This window comes from Paracoccus versutus, from assembly GCF_029909795.1.
In the GTDB taxonomy this organism is placed as follows: Bacteria; Pseudomonadota; Alphaproteobacteria; order Rhodobacterales; family Rhodobacteraceae; genus Paracoccus; species Paracoccus versutus.
The window spans coordinates 2,672,040-2,697,036 of record NZ_CP038197.1 but is presented as its reverse complement, the minus strand read 5'-3'; the positions used below and the strand labels follow the sequence as shown (position 1 = coordinate 2,697,036).

Genomic DNA, 24,997 nt, shown 5'->3' with positions numbered 1-24,997 from the left:
GCTCAGGACTTTGTCGCCAGACCGGCACGCAGCCAGTCGATCCAGGCCTGCATCCCCTCGCCGGTGCGGGCCGAAAGGCGCAGGATGTCTATGCCGGGGTTCACCCGCCGCAGGTTGGCCTCATAGACCTCGGGATCGGCATCGCAATGGGGGGCAAGGTCGATCTTGTTCAGGATGGCAAGCCTTGCGGCCGTAAACATATCCGGGTATTTCAAGGGCTTGTCTTCACCCTCGGTCACCGACAGGATCGCGACCTTGGCATCCTCGCCCAGATCAAAAGCCGCGGGGCAGACCAGATTGCCGACATTTTCGATGAACAGCAGCGAGGCCGGTTCCAGCCGCAGCGCATCCATCGCACCGCCCACCATCTGCGCATCCAGATGGCAGCCCTTGCCGGTATTGACCTGCACCGCCCGCGCGCCGGTGGCGCGGATCCGGTCGGCATCGTTCTCGGTCTGCTGGTCGCCCTCGATCACCGCCAGCGGTTGGCCTTCCAGCATCGAGATGGTCCGGCACAGCAACGTGGTCTTGCCAGAACCGGGCGATGAGACAAGGTTGACCGCAAAGGCTCGCAGCGCCGAAAGTACCCGCCGGTTGCCCGCAGCCAACCCGTCATTGCGGGCCAGAAGCGAGGTCTCGACCTCGATCAGCCGCTGCTGGGTCAGGCCCGGCACCGACAGACCCGCCGCGCCCGCGCCGTAGTCGTGATGGTGACCATGGCCCGGCGCATGGTCGTGATGATGGTGGTGGTGATCGCCGGAACCATGGTCATGCGCGTGACCATTCGCGGCATGGCTGTGCCCATGGCCATGGCTGTGATCCTGCGCGTGCTCATGGGCCAGGCCCAGCCGGTGCGCCTCGTCATGGCTGATCTCGCGCCCGTCCACCGTCACCGTGCTGCCGCAACCGCAAATCCCACACATCAGATCACCTCCATATCCCTGATCCGCATTTCGTCCCCCGTCTCGGGCATCAGCCTGCCACCGCCACAAAGGGGACAGGGCGACAGGCGGTCGTCCAATTCCACCTGTTCGGCACAGTCGAAACACATTGCCCGGCCCGGCAGGTCGATCATTTCCAGGACCGCGCCCTCGGCCGGGCTGCCGCGCATGACCACGTCAAAGGCAAAGCTCAGCGCGGCCTTTTCCACCCCGGCAAAGCGCCCGATTTCCAGCCGCATCCGGGTCACGCGGGAAAAACCGTGGCGGCGGGCCTGATCCTCGACAATGCCGCGGATCCCTTCGCAAAGCGACATCTCATGCATGGGGTCCGGCCTCCAGATGCAGAGGGATACAGGGATCAAGGATCATGGCAAGCAAAGGCGCCCGATCAGCCTTGTCTGGCGGAAGTGTCGCAAGGCTGGCCGCCAGCAGCCCGCCCGACATCAGCAGGTGATCGGTGGGCGTACGGCGCGAAAAGCGGGTCACGATGCCGCCGGCCGCGCGCAGTTCAAGCGCGCAGAAGCCACGCGAACAGGGCACCAGCGCCGCCCCTTGTGCCATCCGGCGGGGCGGCGGGAAAGCCCCGCGCGACAGGGCGTCGAGATCGACCAGCCGGGCCAGCAGATGCACCAGAGGCCCGTGACCATATGCGCCCCGCACCGCCATCAGCAGCGGATGTCCGGCATGGCGTGTGGCAAGGCTGTTCTCGACAAGGCCGTCGCCGAACGGATCCGTCATCGCCGGCAGATCGCTGACCGCCTCGCCCGGCGCGAAATGCCCCTGAACCGCCGCGACAAGGCGCGCAAGCGGCGCGGGGCCCGCGCTCCATGCGGCCAGATCACCGGGTCCGGGCAGGCCATCCTGCCCGAAAAGCGCCACCCGCAGCGCGCGCCCCCCCGCCTGCCAGCCCTGCGGCAACGCCAGGGGCGCTAGCCCAAGCTGCGGCGGCAGATGCAGGCACAGCCTGGCCAGATGGTCGCGGATCATGTCGCGGCGCAGATCGTCCAGAGGCGGCAGCGGCAGCCCAAGCGCCAGCGCCATAGCCCATTCCTGCACGGACCGGCACAGGCCGAACAGGGCGGGCAGCATCTGCCTGACCTCATCCACCCTGCGCCCCGTCATCAGCGCATCCACCGCCAGCCCCGCCTGCGCCCCCGGCGCAAGGGCAAGCCCTCCGTCGCGGGGCAAAAGGCGAAAGCTGACGGAGGCAGAGATCATTCCACGCCCCCGGATATCTCCGGATCGTCGCCCTCTGCCGGAGCAGCGGCCAGCCCGCCGGTCAGCAGCGCCCGGCGCGTGGGGCGCGGATTGGGGATCGGTGCATCCGATGCCGGTCCGGCCTCGGACGGCGGCGCAAGCTCGGCCTCGCGGGCGGCGCGAATCTCGGCGGCGCGGTCGGTCCCGTCGCGGTTTTCGGGTTTGAACAGCTCGACCATCACCGCGCGCGCGACCTCGACGGCCTGCAACTGGCTGGTGAAATCCGCCATCGGCGAGAACAGCGAACAGGCCTTGTAAGGGCCGGTCATCTCGCGGCTGTTATGGATGAATTCATATTCGCCCGAGGGAAAGGCGACCACCTCTTTCTCGCCCGCCTTCAGGGCCGACCAGTCCTGATCCTCGCCCGGCAGCCAGATCAGGTTCATGAACCAGGGCGCGATCAGCACCCCCAGAAAGCCGCCCTGCCAGGGACGAAAGGCCATCGCCTCGACATGCAGCGCCTGATTGATGATCGGCACGTCGCGCATCTTTGCGTTGAAGACCTCGCGGAAGTCGGCGACCAGCCGGGCGCAGCGCCGCTCGATCTCGGCCGCGATCCGCATCTCGTCAGAGCCGGGATCCTCGCGCACGATGAACTGTTGCTTCGGCGCGTCGCAGCCGGGACATTTCCAGTCGGCGGGCAAGGCCGCGAACGGCGTGCCGGGCAGAACCTGCCGGTATTCATCCCCCTCGGCCGGGTCATAGCTGGTCCAGCAGATCTTGCATTCCATGATCGCCTGCGGGCTGATCCGGTCATTGGCGCCCAGATAAGACCCCTCGAACCCGCCCCGTGCGGTCTCGACGCTCATCGGATCGCCCCCAGCACTTCACGAATGCGGCCCGCGCTGTCCGCCAGATCCTCGGGCGCGGCCAGCACCACCTCGGGCATGGCGGTCACCTCGAAGGTATCGAGGATCAGCACATCCATCGAGTTGAAGAACTGCACCCGCCACAGACGATCCTGCGCGGTCGCGGTGATGCGGCAATTGCCATAGCCGCGCGACAGGATGGTCACCGACCCCTCGCCCAGAGCCTGATCGAGCCAGAGCAGATCCTCTTCGGTATGCGGAATCAGGGTCAGGTTCACCACATGCAGATCACCGGGGCCACGCCAGGACAGGGATTTGTCCATCAGTTCAGCCAGCAAGGCAGGGGCGTTCACCACCCCCGGCGCGCGCGGGGCCAGGGCCCCGATCGCCGGGCGCTGCGCATGGAACGCCCGCGTCAGGGCAAGCTGCGGCACGGGCGCGACCTCGACCCGGTCGATCCCCTCGGCCTTCAGCACCCAGACCCCGGCAAAGACGCTTTCCTGCACGGCCACCGCCGGCACGCCCCGCGCGCGCAGCGACACCTCGCCCTGACCCAGCGTTTCCGCCATCAGCGCCCGGTTGGCCGCATCCAGCGCGGACAGATCGAACGACACCGGCGCCGCCCCCTGGGCCACACGATCGCAGGCCGCGGCGATCTCGGCCAGCATCGCCAGCGCGGGCGCCAGAGACGCGACATTCCCGACCTCGGGCAGATGCATGTCATAGGTGCGCATCCCGGAGGGCAGCGGCAGCCACTCCAGCCCCTCGCCATCGTCGGGCTGCGATCCGGGGCCGAAACCAACAGGGGGCAGGTGAAAATTCTGGGCCATTGTCTTTGCCTTTCAACCCGGCAGCGAGAGGATGTGGCTGGTGCGGGCGATGTAATCGTCCCAGTCGCGGATCTTCTCGATCGAGCCGAGATAGGAGCCATCGCGGAAGAACAGAAATCCCGGCGTTTTCAGTGCCCTGTGGGTTTCGCGGACCGTTGCTTCGATGGCGTCACCCACCACGGCGCAATCAAAGGCGTTCTGAAAGGCCATGCGCAGTTCCGGCAGGATCACCGCCGCGTCCACCGTCTCCAGATTGCGGGCGGGGTCGCCCGGAACGAACAGGCAATGCAGACCGGGGCTGGCGGTAAACTCTGCGACGTCATGCAGCGAATGCAGGCGTGGCCAGCCGAATTCGGCCTCCAGCCGCGCCAGCAGCGGGTGCAGGGCGCCCCCGCCGGGGCTGTGCAGAATGTCGTGGGAATGGTCATGCATGGGTCAACCCGTTTTGCGGCCTGCGGCCAACGCCGCCTGAAGATGGGACGGAAGCGCCGGGGTGCGACCCTCGAGATCGGCAAAGGCGCCCGAAGCGTCGCCCCCCGCCATGACCGCCCGCAACCCCTGCAATGCCGCCGCGATCCGTGCGGCGCGGTCAGCGTCGATCACCTCATGCGCCGTGCCGAGGAAGGTCAGCACCCAGTCGCCGGCTTGCGCATCGGCGGTCAGGCTGAGGTCGATCAGATCGCCGCCCTCGCTTTGCCCCGCGATGCCGTCGACCTGCGCCAGCCGCATCGGGATGCCCATGCACATCAGCCGGCCCCCGGGAAAAAGCGCGCATCGCCCTCGCGGCAGGCATCAGAGGCGGCGGGGCGGCCCGTCTCATAGGCCTCGCGCCGGATCGCCGGATCCGCAAGCTGACCCGAGGTCGCGCCCTCGCCGGCCTGAACGCACCATTCGGCCAGCTTCGCCAGCGCAATCTCGATGGCAGGCCCGATCTGTGCGGCCACTTCGGGGCGGAGTCCTCCTCCGTAATCCTCCAGTTCGACCGGCTGGCAGCCGATCAGCATCAGCTGCGCCGGACAACGCCCCAGCAGCTGGGCGGTCGCGATCACCTCTTGAAAGCCGGTCTGGTGCAGGCTCATTTTTTTGGCGCCCAGAAAGGCCGGAACCTCGGCCCCTTCGACCAGCTTCAGCGTGCCGGGGGGCAGTCCGTAATCCACCGCGTCAAAGACGATCAGCGCGTCGGCTTCTTCCAGAAAGGGCAGCAGATACAGCCCCTGCGTGCCGCCATCAAGCAGCCTCACCCGTTCGGGCAAGGCATGGCGCGCGGCCATCTCTTCGACGCAGCGCACCCCGAAGCCCTCATCGGCCCAAAGCACATTGCCGATCCCCAGAACAAGGATATTTGCAGGCGCTTCCGCTGGCATCTGCCCCCTCCCCGAAGCATTGCTGGCAGGCGGTGCGGTCATGTGCCCCACCCCTATGGGCCGAAAGTATAGCCACCAGTTCCGAAAGCAGAGACAAAAAGTCGCAACCCTCGAAATTCCTTGCAAGATAATGATATAAAAACGAAATCCCGACAATGCGGGCGGGATTTCGGGATATGGTGCGGCAAGTGACCTGCCGTCTGGCTCTGAAACCGGAAACGATCCTTCCAGTTGCTGCCAGCCGCGTTCAGTCGGGGCGATCATCCTTGAAGGTGCGGTGTCCCGAGATCATCGTCGAGACCATCGACTGGCGCGACATGATGTCTTCGCGGATCGCCACATAGATATGGATGATCATGAAGATCACGATCCACCACATGCCGATATGGTGCAGCGTGTGCAGGCGCTGGGTGTTCTGAACAAGGTCCTGGACCCAGCCGAAGACGGCATAGAACATGCTGTCCTTGCCCGCCCCTTCGGCATACAGCGCAAATCCGGTGACGATCATGAAGGTCAGACCGACCGTCATGAACAGAAACATCGCAAGCTGCGCCAGCGGGTTGTGGCCGACATATTTCTTTGGCTCTTTTTCCAGAAAGAAATACCAGCGCAGCTCGAACAGCAACTCTGCCCAGAACCGGCGCGAGAAGATCGGCACATAGAATAGCTGCTTTGCATGGTGGTTGCCGATCAGCGCCCAGTAGAGACGGCCGAAAAACCCGACCGTCAGGATCATCGCGGCCGCGAAATGGGCAAAGCGGATATAGCCGAAGACAAACTGGTCATAGGCTTCGGCGATCTGCATCGAGGGCGGCGGGCTGCCGATCAGCCAGCCGGTCACGCACAGCACCATGATGCATGCCGCGTTGATCCAGTGCCAGATGCGGACCGGCGCCTCGTAGACATAGACCGAGGTTTGCCGGCTGGCCCGATCGGGGGCGCCCAGGGGGCGGCCCTCGAAGACAGGATCATCGCCGGAATGGATGTCGCTCATGGCATCACCCGGCTGCCATCAGGGCAAGGCCCGCCATGGCGATCCCGGTGCCGGTTGCCGCCTGCACCATTCTGGCCGCCGTGGCGTTCGAGATCGTGCGGGCGATGAAAATGCCGACGATATGCAGCGCCGCCGTCGAGATCAGGAAGCCAAGCATATAGCCTGCCGCATTGCCATGCGCCTCGGTCGCATGGGCATGGCCGTGGCACATGGCGAACAGGGCGATCGCGGCCAGCGAGGCAAAGGTGATCTGGTCGGATTGCCCGCGGCGCGAAAGCGCGGTCAACAGACCGAACGCCACGACCGACAGCACGATCCAGGTTTCCACCATCGGAATCGGGATCCCGGCCCATGACATCAACGCCCCCACGGCCATCGCGCCCATGAAGGTCGCCGCCCCCAGCCAGAAGCGATGCGGCAGGACAAAGCCTGACCACAGCCCCACCGCCAGCATCGCCAGCAGGTGATCCGGCCCAAAGATCGGATGCGAGAGCCCGGCCATGAAGCCCGAGGTCTCTCCGACCCCGGTATGGGCCAGAACGGGTGAGCCCATGAGTGCGGCCAGCGCGGCCAGCGTCAGTTTTTTCATTGGATCGTCCCTTTCTCAGCGAATTTTGACGGTGGCAAGCTCGTCGCCATCCGGTGACATGACATGGGTCGAGCAGGCAAGGCAGGGGTCGAAACTGTGCAGCGTGCGCAGGATTTCGACCGGCTCGTCCGGGCGCTCCATCGGCGTGTTCATCAGGCTGGCCTCGAAGGCCCCGATATTGCCCTGACTGTCGCGGGGCGAGCCGTTCCAGGTGGTCGGCACCACGCATTGATAATTCTCGATCCGGCCATCCTTGATGCGGATCCAGTGGCCAAGCGCGCCCCGCGGCGCCTCGGTCATGCCGACACCCTTGGCCTCTTTCGGCCATGTCGAGGGGTCCCATTTCTCGACATTGGCGGTGCTTTGATCGCCATTCTTGATATTCTGCACCATCTTGTCGAAGAAATGCCGCTGCAGGCGCCCGCAATATTCCGATTCCAGCGCCCGCGCCGCCGTGCGCCCCAAAGTCGAGAACAGCGCCTCGAAGGGCAGATCCATGGTGCGCAGCAGGCCATCGACCTGATCCCGGATATCCTCGTGTCCCTTGGCATAGCCGACGATATAGCGCGCAAGCGGGCCGACCTCCATCGCGTGCCCCCGCCAGCGCGGCGCCTTGATCCAGGAATATTTCGCGGATTCATCCAATTGTTCGATGCGGGTTTTCGTTCCCTTGTGGTTCGGCCCCAGCTCGAATTTCGGATTGGTTTCCCCGTCCCAGGGATGCAGGCCGCGCCCCGGCTCGCCATAGGAATACCAGGAATGATCGACGAATTCCTGCACCTGCTCGGGGTCGCGCGGATCGACGTCATGCACCTCATTGAGGTTACCGTTGATGATCGCGCCGCGCGGCAGGTGCAGCTGCTCGGGCGAAAAGTCATTCGGGTTTTCGGGGATGTCGCCATAAGCCATGACCGCCTGCGACGACAGCCCACCCCCGTAAAGCCAGCTTTTGTAAAAGCCGCCAATGGCGATCACATCGGGAATATAGACGTTCTTGTTGAACTGGTCGCACAGGTCGATGATCGAGGAAACGAGGTTCAGCCGCTCCATATTGATCGCGCCGACCGATCCGGTGCCGTCGATATTGATCGGACAGGGCACCCCGCCCACCAGCCAGTTCGGATGCGGGTTCTTGCCGCCAAAGATCGTGTGGACCTTGACGATTTCCTTTTGCAGATCAAGTGCTTCCAGATAATGCGTCGTCGCCATCAGATCGGCTTCGGGCGGCAGAAGATAGGCCGGATTGTCCCAATAGCCGTTCTTGAACAGCCCCAGCTGCCCGGATTCGATGAATTTCTTCAGCCGGTTCTGCACATCGCGGAAATAGCCCGGCGATGACATCGGATGCGAGGGCGAGACCATCTGCTGCAATTCGCTGGTCGCCTTGGGGTCGGCGCGCAGGGCATTGACCGGATTTACCCAGTCCAGCGCATGCAGATGATAGAAATGCACGACATGATCGTGGATCTCCAGCGCCAGCTGCATCATGTTTCGGATCGAATTGGCATTGTCGGGGATCATGATCCCAAGCGCATCTTCGACCGCGCGTACTGAGGTCAGCGCATGTGTGCCGGTGCAGACGCCGCAGATCCGTTCGACAAAAGCCCAGGCGTCACGCGGATCGCGCCCTTTCAGGATGACCTCCAGCCCGCGCCACATCGTGCCGGTCGAGACCGCATTGCGGATGACACCCTGATCATCCACGTTGACCTCGCAGCGCATATGCCCTTCGATCCGGGTGACCGGGTCCACCACGATGCGGCGCCCGGAATTGTCGAGGGTAAAGCCATTCGGCGTATTGATCGTCATGGCCTAGGCCTCCACCTTGTCCTGGATCTTTTTCTGCGCCCGTTTCAGCGCCGAAATCGCGGCATGGACCGCAACGGCCCCACCGACCGCACCAGCCGCGATACCACCCAGCTTGTCGGCATTGGCCTCGACCCCGAAGGCCTTGATATTGGTCAGCCGGTCATAGAACGAACCCTGATCCCAGAACCCGTCTTCCGAGCAGCCGATGCAGCCATGGCCCGACTGGATCGGGAACGAAACGCCCTCGTTCCAGCGCACGGTCGAGCAGGCGTTATAGGTGGTCGGGCCCTTGCACCCCATCTTGTAAAGGCAATAGCCCTTCTTGGCGTTTTCGTCGTCCCAATGCTCGACGAACTGGCCGGCATCGAAATGCGGGCGGCGATAGCATTTGTCGTGGATGCGCTGGCTGTAGAACATCTTTGGCCGGCCCTGGCGGTCAAGCTCGGGCATGCGGTCGAAGGTCAGCATATAGGTGATGACGCCGGTCATCACCTCGGCGATGGGCGGGCAGCCCGGCACCTTGATGATCGGCTTGTCCAGAATGACCTTGTGGACCGGCGTCGCCCGCGTCGGGTTCGGCGCGGCGGCCTGAACGCAGCCATAGGACGCGCAGGCCCCCCAAGAAATGATCGCCTTGGCGTCCCTGGCCGCATGGCGCAGCTTTTCGACAAATGGCTTGCCGCCGGTGATGCAATACATCCCGTCTTCGTTCAGCGGCGGGTTTCCCTCAACCGCAAGGATATACTGGCCCTTGTATTTCTGGATGGTGTCCTCGAAGGCGGCCTCGGCGGCATGGCCGGCGGCGGCCATCAGCGTATCGTCGTAATCAAGGCTGATCATCGACAGCACGACATCCTTGGCCAGCGGATGGGCCGAGCGGATAAAGCTTTCCGAACAGCAGGTGCATTCCAGACCATGCACCCAGATCACCGGCGTGCGAGGCTTGGTTTCCATCGCATGGGCAATCTTGGGCACGAAGGCCGGGCCGAGGCCAAGCGCCGCCGCGGTCAGTGAGCAATATTTCATGAAACTGCGGCGGGTGATCCCCTGCCGGCGCATGACATCATAGAATGTCTCGATTTGCGACAAGACGTCCTCCTCCTCTCAGCCTGGCGGCCCGGCAGCGCGGACCTTCGCGTGGTCTTTCAAGGCATGCCAAGGCAGGGGGGCGCAGGGCAATGACAGAATGTCGCAGATGGAGAATCAGATTTTATGGCGTCTTTTCAATCGGCTGCCGAAAATCCCGCGTCGCCCGGATGGTCAGGGTTCAGCCAGAGGACGCGCCCGCCGGTTACAAGCTTTTCGCCGCAGCCATGTGCTGCGCCGCAGCAACCAGCGCCTGACCGAAAGCAAGCCCGCCGTCATTGGCGGGGATCTGGCGATGCAGCAGGACCGGCAGACCGTCCAGCGCCGCCAGACATTCGCGCAACAGGAATGCGTTCTGTAACACACCGCCCGACAGGGCCACCGCCCGCGCCCGGTCGCCCTGAACCAGCGCGCGGGCCGGCGCACAGAAGGCACGCGCCAGCCCGGCATGAAAGGCCCCCGCCATATCGCCCCGATCGCGCCCGGCCGCCAGATCGGCCGCGGCGGCGCGCAACATCGGCGCGGGGTCGATGATCCCATCCCGGCAGTCAAAGGGATAGGGCGCAGCAGGGCGCGCCATGGCCTCCAGCCCCATCGCGGCCTCGCCCTCGTAGCTCTGCGCCCCGGCAAAGCCCGCCAGCGCCGCAAAGGCATCGAACAGCCGCCCGGCCGAGGATGATCGCGGCGCATTCACCCCCGCACCGACCGCCTGCCGCAAAAGGGCGCGGGGCGCGTCCGGGAACAGCCGGTCCGCCACGGCGGAAAGCCCCGCCTGATCCAGACGGGCCAGCCCATTGCGCCAGGGCTCCCGGCTGGCGCGGTCGCCGCCCGGCAGGGGGGCGGGGGCCAGATGGGCGAGGCGCTCGAACCCGGTGTAATCGCCCAGCAACAGCTCTCCGCCCCAGATCGTGCCATCCGGTCCAAGGCCAAGGCCGTCCATCACGATCCCGGCCACCCTGCCCCCGTCCAGCGGCCACAGATTATCGCCAAGACACGAGGCCAGATGCGCGTGATGATGCCAGACCCGGATCAGCGGCAGGCCTGCGCCTTCGGCGGTGATCGTCGCGCGATAGCCCGGATGCGGGTCACAGGCGGCCAGTTCGGGGGCATGGTCGAACAGGGCCGCCAGATCGCGCAGCGTGCGGTCGTATTCCAGCGCGGTCTCGGCATCGTCCAGATCGCCCAGATGCTGCGACACCATCGCCTGACCGTTCTTGGTCAGGCAGATCGCCGCCTTCATCTGACCACCAAAGGCCAGCACCCGAGGCGCTCCGTCAAACCCCGGCGGCAGGGGCAGCGTGCCCGGCACCCGCCCACGGGCGCGGCGGATCACCATTGGCGGATCGGCGCGCTCGACCCCGTCATCCAGCCGCCGCGCAATCTCGCGGTTGTGCATCAGGAAACCATCGGCAAAGCGCGCCAGCGCCTTGCGCGCCTCGTCATTGCCGGTGACCTGCGGGGCGCCCGAAAGATTGCCCGAGGTCATCACCAGCATCCCCCCGAAAGCGGCAATCAGCAGGTGATGCAGAGGCGTATAGGGCAGCATGACGCCAAGCGCGCGCATCCCCGGCGCCACATCCTCGGGCAATGTGCCCCGGGCGGGCACCAGCACCACCGGCGCCGCCGGGTCGCGCAACAATCGCCAGCAAGCCTCGGACGGCGTCGCATGGGCGCAGATCATCGCCTCGGTCCCCATCAGGGCAAAGGGCTTCGACGGCCGCCTTTTGCGCGCCCGCAACAGCGCCACGGCCCTGGCATCGGCCGCATCGCAGGCAAGGTGAAAGCCGCCCAGCCCCTTGACCGCGACGACCTGCCCCGCCTTCAGCGCCGCCACCGCCAATGCGACCGGATCGCCCGCGACCTCTTTTCCCCCGGCCTCATACCACAGGTTTGGGCCGCAGGCCGGGCAGGCGATGGGTTGCGCGTGAAAGCGACGGTCGGCGGGATCGGCATATTCGGCGGCACAATCGGGGCAAAGATCAAAGCCCGCCATCGTGGTTCGCGCCCGGTCATAGGGCAGTTCGCGCAGGATCGTATAGCGCGGCCCGCAATGGGTGCAGTTGGTAAAGGCATAGCCCTGCCGCCTACCGGGCGCAAAGACCTCAGCCCGGCATTCCGGGCAGGTCGCGGCATCGGGCGTGACCCGCGTTTCGGCGCCTGTGCCCGTGCTGGCCACGATGGAAAACCCCTCGGGCATCGCGGCAAAAACCTGTGGCACGGCCTCGATCGCGTCGATTCTGGCCAGAGGCGGCCTATCCGCGCGCAAGGCCGCGATGAAGTCGCCGCAATCCTGCGCGACCAGACGGATCAGGACCCCTTCGGCATCGTTCAGAACTTCGCCGCGCAACCCTGCCGCCCGCGCCAGCCGCCAGACAAAGGGCCGGAAGCCGACCCCCTGCACCTGCCCGCGCACCCGGATGGCGAAGCCCTGTTCCATGGTCGGCAAAGTCATGTCCGGCGGGCACTCCTTCCTCAATGCACGGTGCACACCATGCACGGATCAAAGCTGCGCACCACATGCTGCACGCTGAGCGGGGTCGTCTCGCCCGGCTGCACCACAAGCCCCTCAAGCGCCGCCTCGACCGGGCCGGGCACGCCGCCGGCGTCGCGCGGGCTGAAGTTCCAGGTGGTCGGAGCGACGATCTGATACGAGGCGATCCGCCCGCCTTCGATCCTCAGCCAATGGCCAAGCGCGCCGCGCGCGGCCTCGACCAGCCCTTCGCCGATCCCGTCGCTGATTTTCAGGGGGCCGGCCATGAAGCGGGCCTCGGGCACGATCCCGCGCGCCAGATCCTCCATCAGAACCTGACTGCGCGCCAGTTCCAGCAAACGCCCCGCCACCCGCGCCAGCACCCCGCCGCCGCCATCGCGGACCAGATCCAGCGCCAGCGGATGGCCGTCGATCACCTGCCGGGCCAGCGCGCCGGTTTCCATGGTGCGCCCGGCCAGTCTGGGGGCCTTGCACCAGCTATAGGCGGTGTCGCGCATATCCTCGTCGGGATCGGTCACGCCCTGGGCCGGATGAGCCGCAGGCCCCAGCATCCAGCTATGCGACAAATCCTCGCTGATCGCCGCGATGTCGAGAGGCTGCGCCCCGCCATCCCAGATGCCGGGGGCAAAGCCGTGGCCACCCTCCAGCGGATAGGCGCCAAAGGACAGATAGCGCCCCGAGCCGCACCCCAGATCCGCCAGATTCAGATCGGCGGCGATGCGCAGGAACAGGCCGGCATCGCCCCCTTGCCATCCCATCAGCGCCGGGACCGAGGAAAGGGCCGCGAAATCCTCGACCGCTGCCCCGAAGACCGTATCTTCCAGATAGCGGCGAAAGGCCGTCAGGCTGGCCAGAATACGCAGCCGGTCGCGTTCGGACGGGGCGCGCGTGACACCACCGGGCTGGATCGCCAGGGTATGCGGCCATTTCCCGGCCATCAGCCCAAGGACATGCATCAACCCCGCCCGCGCCTCGACCGCGCGTTTCAGGGCCGATCCCTCCATCGCCGTGAACCGGGCCACCGCCCGATCATACCAGCCCCGCGCCTGATATTGGGGTCTGGTGAAATCAGGCATGAAGAACAGGTTGAAATGCGTCAGATGGTCCGAGACATTCTCGACCGCGTGGATCAGCGCAGCCATCCGCTCTCCTTGCGGTTCGGGGACCTCGCCCACTGCCATGGCCAGAGCCCGCGCCGCCGCCGCCGACTGGCTGATCGAGCAGATACCGCAAATCCGCGGCACGATGGTCAGCGCGTCGCGCGGATCCTTGCCGGGCAGCATACGCTCGAACCCGCGATAAAGCGGCGAGTTGATCCGCGCCGCGCTGACCCGCCCCTCTGCGATGTCCAGCCGGATCTCCAGATCGCCCTCGACCCGGTTGAACGGACCGACGATCAACTGCCCCTGCCCCATCTCGCCCCCTGCCCCGCTCATCGGGGTTTTCTCAGCGTCGGCGGGGTGACGATACGATCGGCCACGGCATTCTTCGCGATCCGCTCGGGCGTGGCGGCCTTGGACAGCGAGGCCAGCGCCATGAACCAGGCCTTGGGCATATCGGTCGGCAGGCCAACCGGAATGCCGGCGATCTTGGGCGTGGCGGTGAACAGGTGGCGCGGCTCTTCGAATTCCGGCGCGGTGCAGTTGATGCAGGGATATCCGCCGCGCGTGCAACTGCCCTGACCATTCCAGGGCCGGATATTGCAATCGCCCACCGCCTGTGTGCCGATACAGCCCAGATGCTCCATCATGCAGCCCATTTCCGACAATGCGCGCGCACTGGCCTTGTATTCGTAGAACTCGTTCTTCGGGCAGGCATGATGGACCAGATGATCGGCATAGAACCGGGGCCGGCCAAGCGCATCCAGATCCGAGGCCCCCAGCCTGCCCGCCACCAGCATCAAAAGCGTCTCGGTCACCCAATCGGGATGGGTCGGGCAGCCGGCGATATTGATGACCGGCAGGCCGGCACGGGCGCGGAAAGTCGCCGGCAGGGCGCCGCCCGGATGGGCGCCGTCATATTGCACCCCCACCGCATCCGAGGGGTTGCCCCCTGCCGTGGTCACGCCGCCATAGGTCGCACAGGTGCCCACCGCCACCACATGGGCCGCCAGCGGCGCCAGATCCCGCAACCAGTCCAGCAACGGACGCCCGGTGCCCGACAGGATCTGATAGCGTCCGGTGCCACGCGGCCCGCGCGCGATCGCGCCCTCGACGCAGAGAATATCCAGCGGCACCTCGCCCGAAACAAGGCCGGCCAGAATCCCGCGCACCTCGGTGCCGCTTTCAAGGCTCAGCGCCGGATGCCACAGGAAGGTCAGCCCCGCCCCGGCAAGCAGGTCAAAGACATTCGGCCCCTCGGCACATAGCAGCGACATGGTACAGCCACCGCAACCGGCGCTTTGCAGCCACAGAATGTTCATGCGCCATCTCCTGCCAGCGGCAGTTCCAGCCGAAACAGCGCGCCACCACCGGAGGCGGGGCTGTAACTCAGCCTGCCGCCATGATCCTCGGCGATCTTGAGGCTGATCGACAGGCCAAGCCCGGTGCCTTTCCCCACGGGTTTCGTGGTGAAGAACGGGTCAAAGATCATCGCGGCCGTCGCCTCGTCGATGCCCGGACCGTTGTCGTGGATGTCCAGCACGCCACGGCCTTCCTCGCGCATGATCCGCAAGGCGATCTGCGGGGCTGCGGTTTCCGAAACCGCATCCAGCGCGTTCTGCACCAGATTCATCACCACCTGCTGAATATGGCCCGTATGCCCCAGAACCATCACCGGCCCTTCGGCATGGATCTCGGGCACGGTGCTGTGGCCGGCCCCGCGCATGATCCAGAAGGCGGCGGTGCGGGCGGTCTCGACCAGGTCGAAGGCCGCCATCTCTCCGCCCCCGTCCGAGGACAGGCGGCGCAGATCCTCGACGATATCGCGCACTCTTTCGGCCCCCTCGCGCGCGCCCTGCACCGCCTCGCGCAGGTTGCGCAACTCGCGGTCCAGCCGCAATTCCTCCCGCAGGCGGACCAGTTCATCCCTGTCTGCCCCGGCCTGAACCCGCTCGAAATAGGTCTCGAACTTGGCGGCATAGCGTTCCAGCGCATGGGCATTGGCATAGACAAAGCTGATCGGATTGTTCAGCTCATGCGCCACCCCGGCCAGCAAACGCCCCAATGAGGCCAGCTTCTCGCCATGGACCAGCTGCGCCTGAGCGGCCTTCATCTCGGCATGGCTGCGTTCAAGCTGGGCATAGGCGCGGCGCAATTCCCCCACCGGACGCCCCGTCAGCACCAGCCCCTCGATCCGGCCGCGATCATCGAGGCGCGGCGACAGGACCGCCTCGACCGGGGCCGGCTCACGCGAACTCACAAGCGAAAGCTCCATCCGCCCCGGCGCCCGCGTGCGCGCAATCTCCGCAATCAGGGCCGAAAGACCCGCGCGATCCTCTTCGCGCACCAGATCCGCCACGCTCCGGCCGACCAGGGCCGCGACAGGCAGCCCGGTGCAGACACAGGTCGAGGCATTGACCTCATCCACCCGCCCGTCGCGATCCAGCACGATCAGCACATCGGAAACCGAGGTGATGACCGAGGACAGGAACTGACGCAGCGCCTCAAGCTCGCGGTTCTGGGCCTCAAGCCGCTCCTGATGTTCGATCAGCTCGGCATAGGTGCGATCCACCGCAATCAGCACATCGGACCAAGCCGCATCCGTCAGCGCAGCACCCGCCCTGTCGTCCTTTGCGTCCATTGCCCGTGGCATCTGCAATCCTCTTCCCCTCCTTGCGCATCTTTCCATCCTGCATGTCAAGCCTGGTAGTATCCCAAGCCTATGCTGCACCCGGGCGGCGGACTACGACTTATCTGCGCTCGCTGGCCTTCTCGCGGACGCATCAAGCGTCAGGAACCCATCAATTCAATGAAGTGGGGTCATCAATTACCCGTCGACGACTTCCATCACGTCAATGTGACCCCGCCGATCTTGCGACGTGGTTTCCGCTCAACTGCTTCCGATATGCTTCCGGGGCGATTGAAGCACGAATGCAGAAAGCCTCCCGGGGGAGGCTTAAGCAGTTGTAATGTAATGTGATTCTTGGTTGCGGGGGCAGGCAACCATCTTTACTTGCGACCACCCTATTCTCTTCAAGCCGTGCTGCTGCAGACGGAAACATCGCTCCATGGCGCAGTATTTCGCACAGCAGCGTAGGAGACAGACCGAACCCGAATGCGACCTTGTAACCGCTGCTTCGCGCTTCTATCGCCAGCAACTCAACGCTGCCTAGCCTGTCTTGAGCTCCTTGGGAACGAACAGATCAGCTACCCGCCGGCAAGGGATCGGTCCCTTCGCTAAGGATCGCAAGATAGCGGCGGTAGCTGAACACCCGCCCCCGCTTGCGCCCGGTGATTTCGTCGACGATGCCCATCTTCTCCAGATCGGCCAAGGCGGCATTGACCGTCGGAGCCGACAGGCCTGTCTGCCGGACCAGTTGGTTAGAGGTCAGGAACGGGTTCTGCTGGAAAAGATCGTGAATACGGAGGGTCGATCCGGCGCGATCGCTTTCGGTCGTGATGCGCTCGCGGTCCTCCTTGAACAGGTCGACGATCCTGGTCGCAGCCTCGAAGGCCTGGTTCGCCGTCGCAGCCACCCCGGCAAGGAAGAAATCCAGCCAGGCTTCCCAATTGCCATGTTCGCGCACCTCCTGAAGCAGCCGGAAATAGTCGGCCCGATGTGTCTTCAGATAGAGGCTGAGATAGAGCAGCGGCTTGCGCAGCACCCCGTTGACGCAAAGATACAGCGTCACCAGCAATCGGCCAATACGGCCGTTGCCATCGAGGAACGGGTGGATGGTTTCGAACTGGACATGCAGTAGGCCAGCCTTGATCAGGGCCGGCAATCGCGAACTGTGCTCGTGCATGAAACGCTCCAGCGCGTCGAGGCAGGCATCGAGTTCGGTGACGGGCGGCGGCACATAAAGCGCGTTGCCGGGGCGCGAGCCGCCGATCCAGTTCTGGGAACGGCGGAACTCGCCCGGACTTTTCGTGCCGCCCCGCCCACTTTGCAGCAACCGCGCGTGCATCTCGCGGATCAGGCGCAGGGACAACGGCAATTCCTCCAGCCGCTCCAGCCCATACATCATCGCATCGACATAGTTCGACACCTCGCGGATGTCGTCTATCGGCTCCCCGGCCTGGGCTTCGGTCTCGAAGCGCAGAAGGTCGGTCAGCGTGGATTGAGTCCCCTCGATCTGGGACGACAGCACCGCTTCCTTGCGCACATACATGTAGAGGAACAGTTCCTGGCGCGGCAGCAGCATGGTGATGCCGTCTAGTCGCCCGAGCGCGCGCTCGGCGAGGCTCAACCGCTCGAGAAGCGCCAGCACATCGATCGGCGGCTCCGGCGGGAGGGGCGGCGGAACGAAGGCGCGCACGATCTCGCCCGCGACAGGGGTTTCAACAAAGCGGCCAAGGCGTTGATCAGGTTCGGAATCGGTCATGGGGTGATCATGGCACCCCATCTTTATTTAAGCAATGTCAGTTTCGGTTAAATAACGACAGTGCTAACGTAAGCCACCTTAAATAGACTCCCCCCTTCTATCCGTAGCAGGTCCACAACCGGCACGACCTGCCGTATACCTCTCAAGGATATCGCACACCGAAGCAGAGTTCCCTGGGACGACCAACCCGCGGCCTGCCTCAAGAACGCCGCAAGAAGCCTTGCGCAGTTGCGAGTCTTTCAAGGCTGCGGATAGTATGCCACATAGTCAGAAGAACAAAATGCACCGGTAATCCTCCCCGTTTTAACGGGGCTTGATCGTAGAACTCACGCGACCATTTTCAGCTTCATGGCGGGTGTAACCCCGCCGATGCCCATGTTGGGGCGTTCATTGTTGTAGGTCCATAGCCATTCGGTGGCGATCTGCTGCACCTCCTCGATGGTTTCAAAGATGTAGAGGTCCAGCCATTCATGGCGAACCGTCCTGTTATAACGCTCGACGTAAGCGTTCTGCTGGGGCTTGCCGGGCTGGACGTAGGTCAGGGCGATGCCCTGCTTCTCGGCCCAGGTCAACAGCGTGGGTCCGCGCCGTCGAAATCACCGGGAGCCATATCGGTGACGCACCGGTTCTACCCGACCTGCTCAGCCAGATCCCGGAGGATGAGCAGATCGGAAGTGTCACCGCAGATGGTGCCTATGACACCCGCAAGTGCCACGATGCCATTGCCATCCTGCATCCTCGTGGACAGTTTCCGCGTGGTTACCCGGCAGACCTGGGCGATCGGCTGGCGCTCGCGCGCGACCCATGAGAACCGGCAGGAGAACATCCGCTGCCACGAACGCATCGCAACCGCGATCCTCGTCCAGGATCCCGGCCGCGCCGAAGCCGCCATCGATGAACATTTCGACAGCGCCGTCACCGTGCTGCTGCGGGCCGGCGTGAGGTAAGGGTTGAGAGGCAAGGTTGTCCGAACTGCTGACTGAATGAAACTTGCTTCAGGTGACCTGAACCATTTGAAAGAAAGGGTGCCTCACGCTCTGGCGACAACTTCGAACTGCAGCGCGATGCGGTCAACGGAAATGGGCGGACGCCTGTCCGCCCATTCAGCGTCGTTTCAACCTCAGGCCAGTTCCCGCTTTTCACCCAGCAGGCCCTTGACGATGGCCCAGCAGGCGCCCAGCAGCACCAGCGTGAAGGGCAGCCCGGTCGAGACCGCCATCGCCTGCAGGGCCGTGAGCCCGCCGCCCAGAAGCAGGGCGATGGCGACCAGTCCCTCGAAGCTGCACCAGAAGATGCGCTGCGGCACCGGGGCGTGGATCTTGCCGCCCGCCGCGATGGTGTCGATCACCAGCGAACCGGAATCCGAGGAGGTGACGAAGAATACGATCACCAGAACGATACCGATGAAGCTCGAGATCGCGGTCAGCGGCAGTTGCGACAGCATTTGGAACAGCTGCAGTTCCAAAGCCGCGTCCGTGACGCCCGTGAAGCCCGCCAGCGTCTCGGAAATCGCAGTGCCGCCAAAGGCCGTCATCCACAGCACCGAGATCAGCGAGGGCACGATCAGCACCGCGGTCAGGAACTGCCGCACGGTGCGCCCGCGCGACACCCGGGCGATGAACATGCCGACAAAGGGCGACCAACTGATCCACCAAGCCCAATAGAAGGCCGTCCAGCCGTGACGGAAGTTGTCGTCGCTGCGCCCGAACGGGTTGGACAGCGGCAGGATCTTGGCGCCATAGGCGGCCAGGTTGCCGAAGAACCCCGTCAGGATCTGCCCGGTCGGCCCGGCGAGGATCACGAAGAGCAGCAGCAGGACCGCCAGCACCATATTGATCTCGGACAGGCGCTTGACGCCTTTCTCGACGCCCAGCACCACCGAGGCTGTGGCCACTCCCGTGATGATGACGATCAGGACGATCTTGGCGGTTATCGCGGTGCTCCAGCCGAACAAGAAATGGAAACCCGCCGATGCCTGCTCTGCGCCGATCCCCAGCGAGGTGGCCAGCCCGAACAGCGTCGCCATCACTGCCAGCACATCCACGACATGGCCCGGCCAGCCCCAGACCCGTTCCCCCAGGATTGGATAGAAGACCGAGCGCAGTGTCAGCGGCAGTCCCTTGTTGTAGGCAAACAGCGCCAGGGCCAGGGCCACCACCGCGTAGATCGCCCAAGGGTGCAGGCCCCAGTGAAAGATCGTCGCGGCCATCGCCAGACGCCGCGCGCCCAACTCGTCCCCCGGCGCACCGTCCAGCGGCGCCCAATCGGTGCGCACGCCGTTCTCGACCACCGGCCCGCCCAAGGCGGCGGTGAAATGCCCCAGCGGCTCGCTGACGCCGTAAAACATCAGGCCGATGCCCATGCCGGCGGCAAAGAGCATGGAGAACCAGCCGGTCAGGGAGAAATCCGCCGTGGCCTCGGGACCGCCCAGCCGGACCGAGCCCAGCGGCGACAGGATCAGGCCAAGGCACAGCAGCACGAAGACATTGCCGGCGATCAGGAAGAACCAATCGAAATTGCTGGTGACCACCTCGCGCAATCCGCCGAAGAACGGCCCCAGGACCGAGGGGAACAGCAGCGTGGCCGCGGTAAAGAGCACCACCGCGACGCCGGAGATCATGAAAACCGGGTTGTGGATGTCGAACGCGACCGGCTTGACACCTTCGATATTGTCCTGACCGATCTCGTAATCGGTCACGATAACCTGGGTCGGGCCCTCGGGCGGCGGCAGGGCCTCGATGCTGGCGTCGGGGGTCGACGGTTCGGGTGAGCTTATCTGTGACATGCGTCCCTTTCTCATTTGGATTCGATCGGGCGCCGATGGCTTCGACTCGACGCAAAACCCGCTTGCAGGGACAAGGGTTTCACATTTCTTTGATCATCGCCACCACAAGGAAGCCTTTGATCGGAGGTTCCGTCTCTTCCCAGGAGAAATGAAGCCGTGTCCCGCGATCATGGGATCTAGGGTCAGGACCCATTGATTTCTGCGAGGCTGCGTGATTCACGGTTCGAAAAACGAGCGGTGAACATGTCTGATCTCTTCTGGTTGACCGACGCCCAGATGGCGCGTCTTGAGCCCTATTTTCCGAAGTCCCACGGCAAACCCCGCGTCGATGATCGGCGTGTCTTGAGCGGGATTATCTTCATCAATCGCAATGGGTTGCGTTGGCGCGATGCGCCTGCGGAATACGGCCCCCACAAGACGCTCTACAACCGATGGAAGCGGTGGAGCGACAAGGGCATCTTTGCGCAGATGATGGCTGGCCTGGCAGCCGATCACGGCGAGGAAAAGACGGTCATGATCGACGCGACTTATCTCAAAGCCCACCGAACCGCGACCAGCATGGCCGCGAAAAAGGGGGGCGTGGACGCCTGATTGGCCGAACGAAGGGCGGCATGAACACCAAGCTGCACGCCGTCTGTGACAGTCAGGGACGCCCACTCAATCTTTTCGTCACCGCCGGGCAGGTCAGCGACTACATCGGCGCACGGGCTTTGCTGGGTAGCTTGCCAAACGTGGAATGGCTGCTCGGGGACCGGGGCTATGACGCCGACTGGTTCAGAGACGCGTTGAAAGACAAAGGGATACGCACCTGCATCCCCGGCCGAAAGCAGCGCAAGACGCCCGTGAAATACGACAAGCGACGCTACAAACGGCGCAATCGCATCGAGATCATGTTCGGCAGGCTCAAGGATTGGCGACGTGTGGCGACCCGATACGACAGATGCCCAAAGGTCTTCCTCTCCGCCATCGCACTCGCGGCGCTCGTCATTTATTGGCTATGACTCCTTAGCCGAGCGTGATCATCGCGCGTCCGAGAACGCTCTGGCTTTGAAGGTCGAGAAACCGCACTTCGTATTGTCCCGGCTCGTCCGGGAGCTTGATTACCGTTTCGGTTTCGTCGCCCACGTGATGGACTGTAATCCAGGTAAAGTCGGGCGCATCAGCTCGTGCCAGCGCCACGCGCCGGTCGGCATCGCCAGCTTCGATTGTCCACGAAACTGTAACGATATCGCCCGGCCTTGCTGTACCAGGAACCATAAGCCCGGCACCCTCGTCTATCGGCGCATCCGCCGCCAGCACCTCGAGCGGTCGCCGGGCCATGACCCGATCGCCGCGGTCCAAATGGTAGCGGATTTCATAGGCACCAGGCTCCGCGGGTGCAGTGAACGTGGCCTGATCTTCGTCCTGAATACGGCGATAGCCACTTTGCTCGCCGTCCGGTGTGCCGCCGGGAACGATGGCTATGTAGTCGCGCGGATGTATGGCACCGGTCCAGGATAGCGTGATCTCGGCGCCGGCCCGCGCCCTGTCCGGTCCGTCAAGCGAAACATTACCATCCATCACCTCGACCGGGGTGCGGGCGAGCACGCGATCCCCCGCGTCCAATTGCAGGCGCACCTCATAGAGGCCAGGCTCGGCAGGCGCGCGAAGCTCGCCTTCGCTCCGATCTTGCATGCGATCGTAGTCGGCATAGGTGCCGTCCGCCGAGCCGGCGGGAACGATCGTGATGTAGTCGCGCGGGTGCAGGCCCTCACCCTGCCAGGTGACCGGGAACGCCGAACCGACAACGACCTGGGCCGACGCGGAAACCGTGACCTCTGCATCGACCACCTCGACCGGGGTGCGGGCGAGCACGCGGTCCCCCGCGTCCAATTGCAGGCGCACCTCGTAGAGGCCGGGCTCGGCAGGCGCGCGAAGCTCGCCCTCGCTCCGACCTTGCATGCGATCGTAATCGGCATAGGTGCCGTCCGCCGAGCCGGCGGGAACGATCGTCACGTAGTCGCGCGGGTGCAGGCCCTCACCCTGCCAGGTGATCGGGAAAGCCGACCCGACAACGACCTGAGCCGGCGCGGAGACAGCAACCTCGGCATCGACCACCTCGACCGGGGTGCGGGCGAGCACGCGGTCCCCCACGTCCAATTGCAGGCGCACTTCGTAGAGGCCAGGCTCGGCAGGCGCCCGCAGCTCGCCCTCGCTCCGACCTTGCATGCGATCGTAGTCGGCATAGGTGCCGTCCGCCGAACCGGCGGGAACGATTGTCACGTAGTCGCGCGGGTGCAGGCCCTCGCCCTGCCAGGTGACCGGGAATGCCGACCCGACAACGACCTGGGCGGGTGCGGAGACCGTGACGTCGGCATCAACCACCTCGACCGGGGTGCGGGCGAGCACGCGGTCCCCCGCGTCCAATTGCAGACGCACTTCGTAGAGACCGGGCTCGGCAGGTGCACGAAGCTCGCCTTCGGTACGGTTCTCCAGCCGGTCATAGTCCGCATAGGCTCCGTCTTCGGCGTCGGCGGGGACAATTGTCACATAATCACGCGGAGCCAGACCCTCACCTTCCCAGCTCACCGTAAACGCGGAGCCAACCAAGGTTTGTGCAGGGCCGAAGACCTGGGCGGTGGGCTGTTGCGACGTGATGGGCGGGAAAATGGCGTGGACATTGCGCGCGCTGTCCAACGCCAAACTGGCCTCGGTCTGCGAGAAGTCGTCCTGCGCCGTCGAATGGACCGTCACGATATAGTCGCCGAACGGCAGATCCGTGATGAAGGGGTTCGCGGTGCCGGTCTGCACCATGTTGAACGAAGTATCCGATATCTCCCAGATCACCTCGCCGGACAGAAGCGGAAGCTCCAGTGGCGCTGCTGGCCGCTCCCAGATGGTCTCGTCGCCGATCTCCTCGCCTCCGAGATTTGCGGTGAAGGTGAAACTCCCTGAGGCCGGCGCGGCAGTGACCTCGCGCAAGGCTTGGTTGAGTTCCTGGGCATTGTCGGCAGTCAGGAAGCGGCCGCCGGTTTCCTCGGCGATGCATTGCATCTGCAACAGGGCGTCGGCTTCGCCCCGCACATCGAAGCCAATGACATGGGCGGTAAAATCTACGCCCGCTTCTTCCAATGCGCGGGCGGCGGCGCAGGGATCAGGATTGCAGGTCTCGATCCCATCGGAAACCAGGATCACCGTCGCCGCCTGTTCGGTGTGGCGCAACGCCTGAGCCGCGGTGACGACGGCATCGGTCATCGGGGTCATGCCCCGCGGGTTCAACCCTTCAACGATGCCGGCGATCTCTGCCGCAGTGCCGGGCGCGGGTTCGACCAAGGTTTCGATATCCGCGCATTGCCCGCGCTCGCGATGGCCATAGGTGACGAAACCGAGATTCTGATCGGCGGGGAAATCCGACACAATGTCCCCGACGACATCGCGCGCGATGGTGATTTTGTTTATCCCATCGATCTGCCCCCACATCGACCCCGAGGCGTCCAAAACAAGGATCGTGCTGGGGCGCTCCTGGGCAAGCGCCGCCGGCGCAAGGGCGGATGTCAGGGCGATAAGCCCGGCGGTCACAAGAGATCTCATGCGGCTTCTCCATCGCGCGCTGTCCCGAAGCGGGCACCGGCGCGCTCTTTCAGCTTGCGGAAATGTGAGGACATCTGCTCCAGCCGCGCATCCCACTCAGGGTCGGGCTCCTGGCCATCGGTGATCCTGAAATAGACCTGCATCAGGCAGGTGACGGCGAAGGGCTCGAGAAAGGCAGCCTTGACGCTCCAGGCGAACAGCAACGCGAAAACGAAGCCGCCCGCCGACCAGGCGCCGGGCATGACGTAGACCAGTGCCGCTGCCGGGGCGAGCATCACGAGGAAGATCAGGAAGGCGAGACCATAGGTGAAGAGCGTCAGCCAGGCGGCGTTCCGGAGCATCGCCTTCCAGTTCTGGCCATATAGCACCAGCGCCTCGCGTGCGGATCCCCAGGGATCGGTCGAGCGGGTGCGGATGGCATGGGCGAGGATCACCTCATCGATGAAGCCCACCGCCACGCGCAGGAAGGCCTGCACAATGCCCATCAACTGCCGGACATAGGGGATCGGCAGGATGGACAATACACCGCGCACAAGGCCGATGACGGCGCGAATGACTCCCTTGACCAGTTGGTCCAGCGCGAAGAGCAGTGAGGCCTGGCCGAAGCGCCCCTTCACCACGGCCGTTGCATGGGCGATCTGGCCGCGTCCTTCCGGCAGGGGCTTGCCGTCAATCAGTTCGACAAGAACCGCGACATGGCCTGCCTTGACGATGTAGAGAATGTATTCCCGAAGCCAGTACATTACAGCGCCGGTCAGGCCAAAGCCGGCAATGCCGCCCCAAGCCATCGCGGTCGCGCGGAACTCGTCATCCCCGAAGGCGCCAACGCCCCAGCCGACCCCGATACCGGCGCCGGTGGCCAGAATATAGGCCAGTGTGATTCCGAAATAGACGGCGGCACGCAGGAGCACGAAAGGCAATGTTCGGCCCAACAGTCCGAGAGCTTGTCCGATATTGAAATCCCACATGGCTCCGGTTCCTTTTGGG

The 24,997-nt window shown here is 64.6% G+C and carries 22 protein-coding genes and 2 pseudogenes; 3 read left to right on the top strand and 21 right to left on the bottom strand.

Annotated features, from left to right (window positions below; genetic code table 11):
- Positions 1-2 precede the first annotated feature (2 nt).
- From hypB to E3U25_RS24635, 18 genes and pseudogenes are all read right to left on the bottom strand, one after another.
- On the bottom strand, positions 3-923 hold the full coding sequence (hypB, locus tag E3U25_RS24720; protein ID WP_011749376.1) for a hydrogenase nickel incorporation protein HypB: 921 nt from the start codon (positions 921-923) through the stop codon (positions 3-5).
- Complete coding sequence (gene hypA / locus E3U25_RS24715) at positions 923-1,264, bottom strand: hydrogenase maturation nickel metallochaperone HypA (protein WP_011749375.1); 342 nt, start codon at positions 1,262-1,264, stop codon at positions 923-925. The genes hypB and hypA overlap by 1 nt, the downstream gene beginning before the upstream one ends.
- On the bottom strand, positions 1,257-2,159 hold the full coding sequence (locus E3U25_RS24710) for a hypothetical protein (protein ID WP_011749374.1): 903 nt from the start codon (positions 2,157-2,159) through the stop codon (positions 1,257-1,259). Before E3U25_RS24710 ends, hypA begins: the two co-directional genes overlap by 8 nt.
- Positions 2,156-3,007, bottom strand: a complete 852-nt coding sequence (gene hybE / locus E3U25_RS24705; RefSeq protein WP_011749373.1) for a [NiFe]-hydrogenase assembly chaperone HybE — start codon at positions 3,005-3,007, stop codon at positions 2,156-2,158. Before hybE ends, E3U25_RS24710 begins: the two co-directional genes overlap by 4 nt.
- Positions 3,004-3,837 carry a hydrogenase expression/formation protein gene (locus E3U25_RS24700; protein WP_011749372.1) on the bottom strand — a complete coding sequence of 278 codons (834 nt, stop codon included), beginning with the start codon at positions 3,835-3,837 and terminating at the stop codon, positions 3,004-3,006. Before E3U25_RS24700 ends, hybE begins: the two co-directional genes overlap by 4 nt.
- Positions 3,838-3,849: 12 nt before the next feature.
- Positions 3,850-4,269, bottom strand: coding sequence for a thioredoxin domain-containing protein (locus E3U25_RS24695; protein ID WP_011749371.1), 420 nt, complete (start codon positions 4,267-4,269; stop codon positions 3,850-3,852).
- A gap of 3 nt (positions 4,270-4,272) precedes the next feature.
- Positions 4,273-4,584, bottom strand: a complete 312-nt coding sequence (locus E3U25_RS24690; RefSeq protein WP_011749370.1) for a HypC/HybG/HupF family hydrogenase formation chaperone — start codon at positions 4,582-4,584, stop codon at positions 4,273-4,275.
- Positions 4,584-5,201 (bottom strand): HyaD/HybD family hydrogenase maturation endopeptidase, encoded by a 618-nt coding sequence (locus E3U25_RS24685; RefSeq protein WP_024844877.1) that lies wholly within the window; start codon positions 5,199-5,201, stop codon positions 4,584-4,586. The genes E3U25_RS24690 and E3U25_RS24685 overlap by 1 nt, the downstream gene beginning before the upstream one ends.
- A 247-nt stretch (positions 5,202-5,448) precedes the next feature.
- Positions 5,449-6,195, bottom strand: a complete 747-nt coding sequence (gene cybH / locus E3U25_RS24680) for a Ni/Fe-hydrogenase, b-type cytochrome subunit (RefSeq protein ID WP_072464229.1) — start codon at positions 6,193-6,195, stop codon at positions 5,449-5,451.
- 4 nt (positions 6,196-6,199) lie between these two features.
- On the bottom strand, positions 6,200-6,784 hold the full coding sequence (locus E3U25_RS24675) for a HupE/UreJ family protein (protein ID WP_072464228.1): 585 nt from the start codon (positions 6,782-6,784) through the stop codon (positions 6,200-6,202).
- Positions 6,785-6,799: 15 nt separating this feature from the next.
- Positions 6,800-8,593, bottom strand: coding sequence for a nickel-dependent hydrogenase large subunit (locus E3U25_RS24670; protein ID WP_072464227.1), 1,794 nt, complete (start codon positions 8,591-8,593; stop codon positions 6,800-6,802).
- 3 nt (positions 8,594-8,596) lie between these two features.
- The gene (locus tag E3U25_RS24665) at positions 8,597-9,682 is read right to left on the bottom strand and encodes a hydrogenase small subunit (protein WP_072464226.1); all 1,086 of its coding nucleotides are present in this window, start codon (positions 9,680-9,682) and stop codon (positions 8,597-8,599) included.
- A gap of 202 nt (positions 9,683-9,884) precedes the next feature.
- Positions 9,885-12,131 (bottom strand): carbamoyltransferase HypF, encoded by a 2,247-nt coding sequence (gene hypF / locus E3U25_RS24660; protein ID WP_116222479.1) that lies wholly within the window; start codon positions 12,129-12,131, stop codon positions 9,885-9,887.
- Between the two features lie 20 nt (positions 12,132-12,151).
- A complete protein-coding gene (locus E3U25_RS24655; RefSeq protein WP_011749363.1) occupies positions 12,152-13,585 on the bottom strand; it encodes a nickel-dependent hydrogenase large subunit in 1,434 nt (477 codons plus the stop codon).
- Between the two features lie 17 nt (positions 13,586-13,602).
- Positions 13,603-14,592 carry an NADH-quinone oxidoreductase subunit B family protein gene (locus E3U25_RS24650; RefSeq protein WP_011749362.1) on the bottom strand — a complete coding sequence of 330 codons (990 nt, stop codon included), beginning with the start codon at positions 14,590-14,592 and terminating at the stop codon, positions 13,603-13,605.
- Positions 14,589-15,923 (bottom strand): PAS domain-containing sensor histidine kinase, encoded by a 1,335-nt coding sequence (locus E3U25_RS24645; protein WP_116222478.1) that lies wholly within the window; start codon positions 15,921-15,923, stop codon positions 14,589-14,591. The genes E3U25_RS24650 and E3U25_RS24645 overlap by 4 nt, the downstream gene beginning before the upstream one ends.
- A gap of 550 nt (positions 15,924-16,473) precedes the next feature.
- Entirely contained in the window at positions 16,474-17,655 is a 1,182-nt protein-coding gene (locus E3U25_RS24640; protein WP_010400685.1) for a Fic family protein, read from the bottom strand.
- Between the two features lie 326 nt (positions 17,656-17,981).
- Positions 17,982-18,230: pseudogene (locus tag E3U25_RS24635) on the bottom strand (integrase core domain-containing protein); the annotation flags it as partial.
- Here E3U25_RS24635 and E3U25_RS24630 point away from each other — a divergent pair.
- A pseudogene (locus tag E3U25_RS24630) lies at positions 18,227-18,382 on the top strand (transposase); the annotation flags it as partial. The pseudogenes E3U25_RS24635 and E3U25_RS24630 overlap by 4 nt on opposite strands.
- A complete protein-coding gene (locus tag E3U25_RS24625) occupies positions 18,315-18,602 on the top strand; it encodes an FCD domain-containing protein (RefSeq protein ID WP_116222477.1) in 288 nt (95 codons plus the stop codon). The pseudogene E3U25_RS24630 and the gene E3U25_RS24625, both read left to right, overlap by 68 nt.
- A gap of 173 nt (positions 18,603-18,775) precedes the next feature.
- Here E3U25_RS24625 and E3U25_RS24620 read toward each other — a convergent pair whose 3' ends face one another.
- On the bottom strand, positions 18,776-20,440 hold the full coding sequence (locus E3U25_RS24620) for a BCCT family transporter (RefSeq protein ID WP_010400693.1): 1,665 nt from the start codon (positions 20,438-20,440) through the stop codon (positions 18,776-18,778).
- Positions 20,441-20,683: 243 nt separating this feature from the next.
- Here E3U25_RS24620 and E3U25_RS24615 point away from each other — a divergent pair.
- Positions 20,684-21,441, top strand: a protein-coding gene (locus tag E3U25_RS24615; RefSeq protein ID WP_114669055.1) for an IS5 family transposase whose coding sequence is annotated in 2 segments (ribosomal slippage) — positions 20,684-21,008 and positions 21,008-21,441 — 759 coding nt in all. Because the reading frame shifts where the segments join, the coding sequence is not laid out codon by codon here.
- Positions 21,442-21,445: 4 nt separating this feature from the next.
- Here the strand turns inward: E3U25_RS24615 and E3U25_RS24610 are convergent.
- A complete protein-coding gene (locus E3U25_RS24610) occupies positions 21,446-24,010 on the bottom strand; it encodes a vWA domain-containing protein (RefSeq protein WP_116222476.1) in 2,565 nt (854 codons plus the stop codon).
- Positions 24,007-24,978, bottom strand: a complete 972-nt coding sequence (locus E3U25_RS24605) for a hypothetical protein (protein ID WP_072463935.1) — start codon at positions 24,976-24,978, stop codon at positions 24,007-24,009. The genes E3U25_RS24610 and E3U25_RS24605 overlap by 4 nt, the downstream gene beginning before the upstream one ends.
- Between the last annotated feature and the right edge of the window lie 19 nt (positions 24,979-24,997).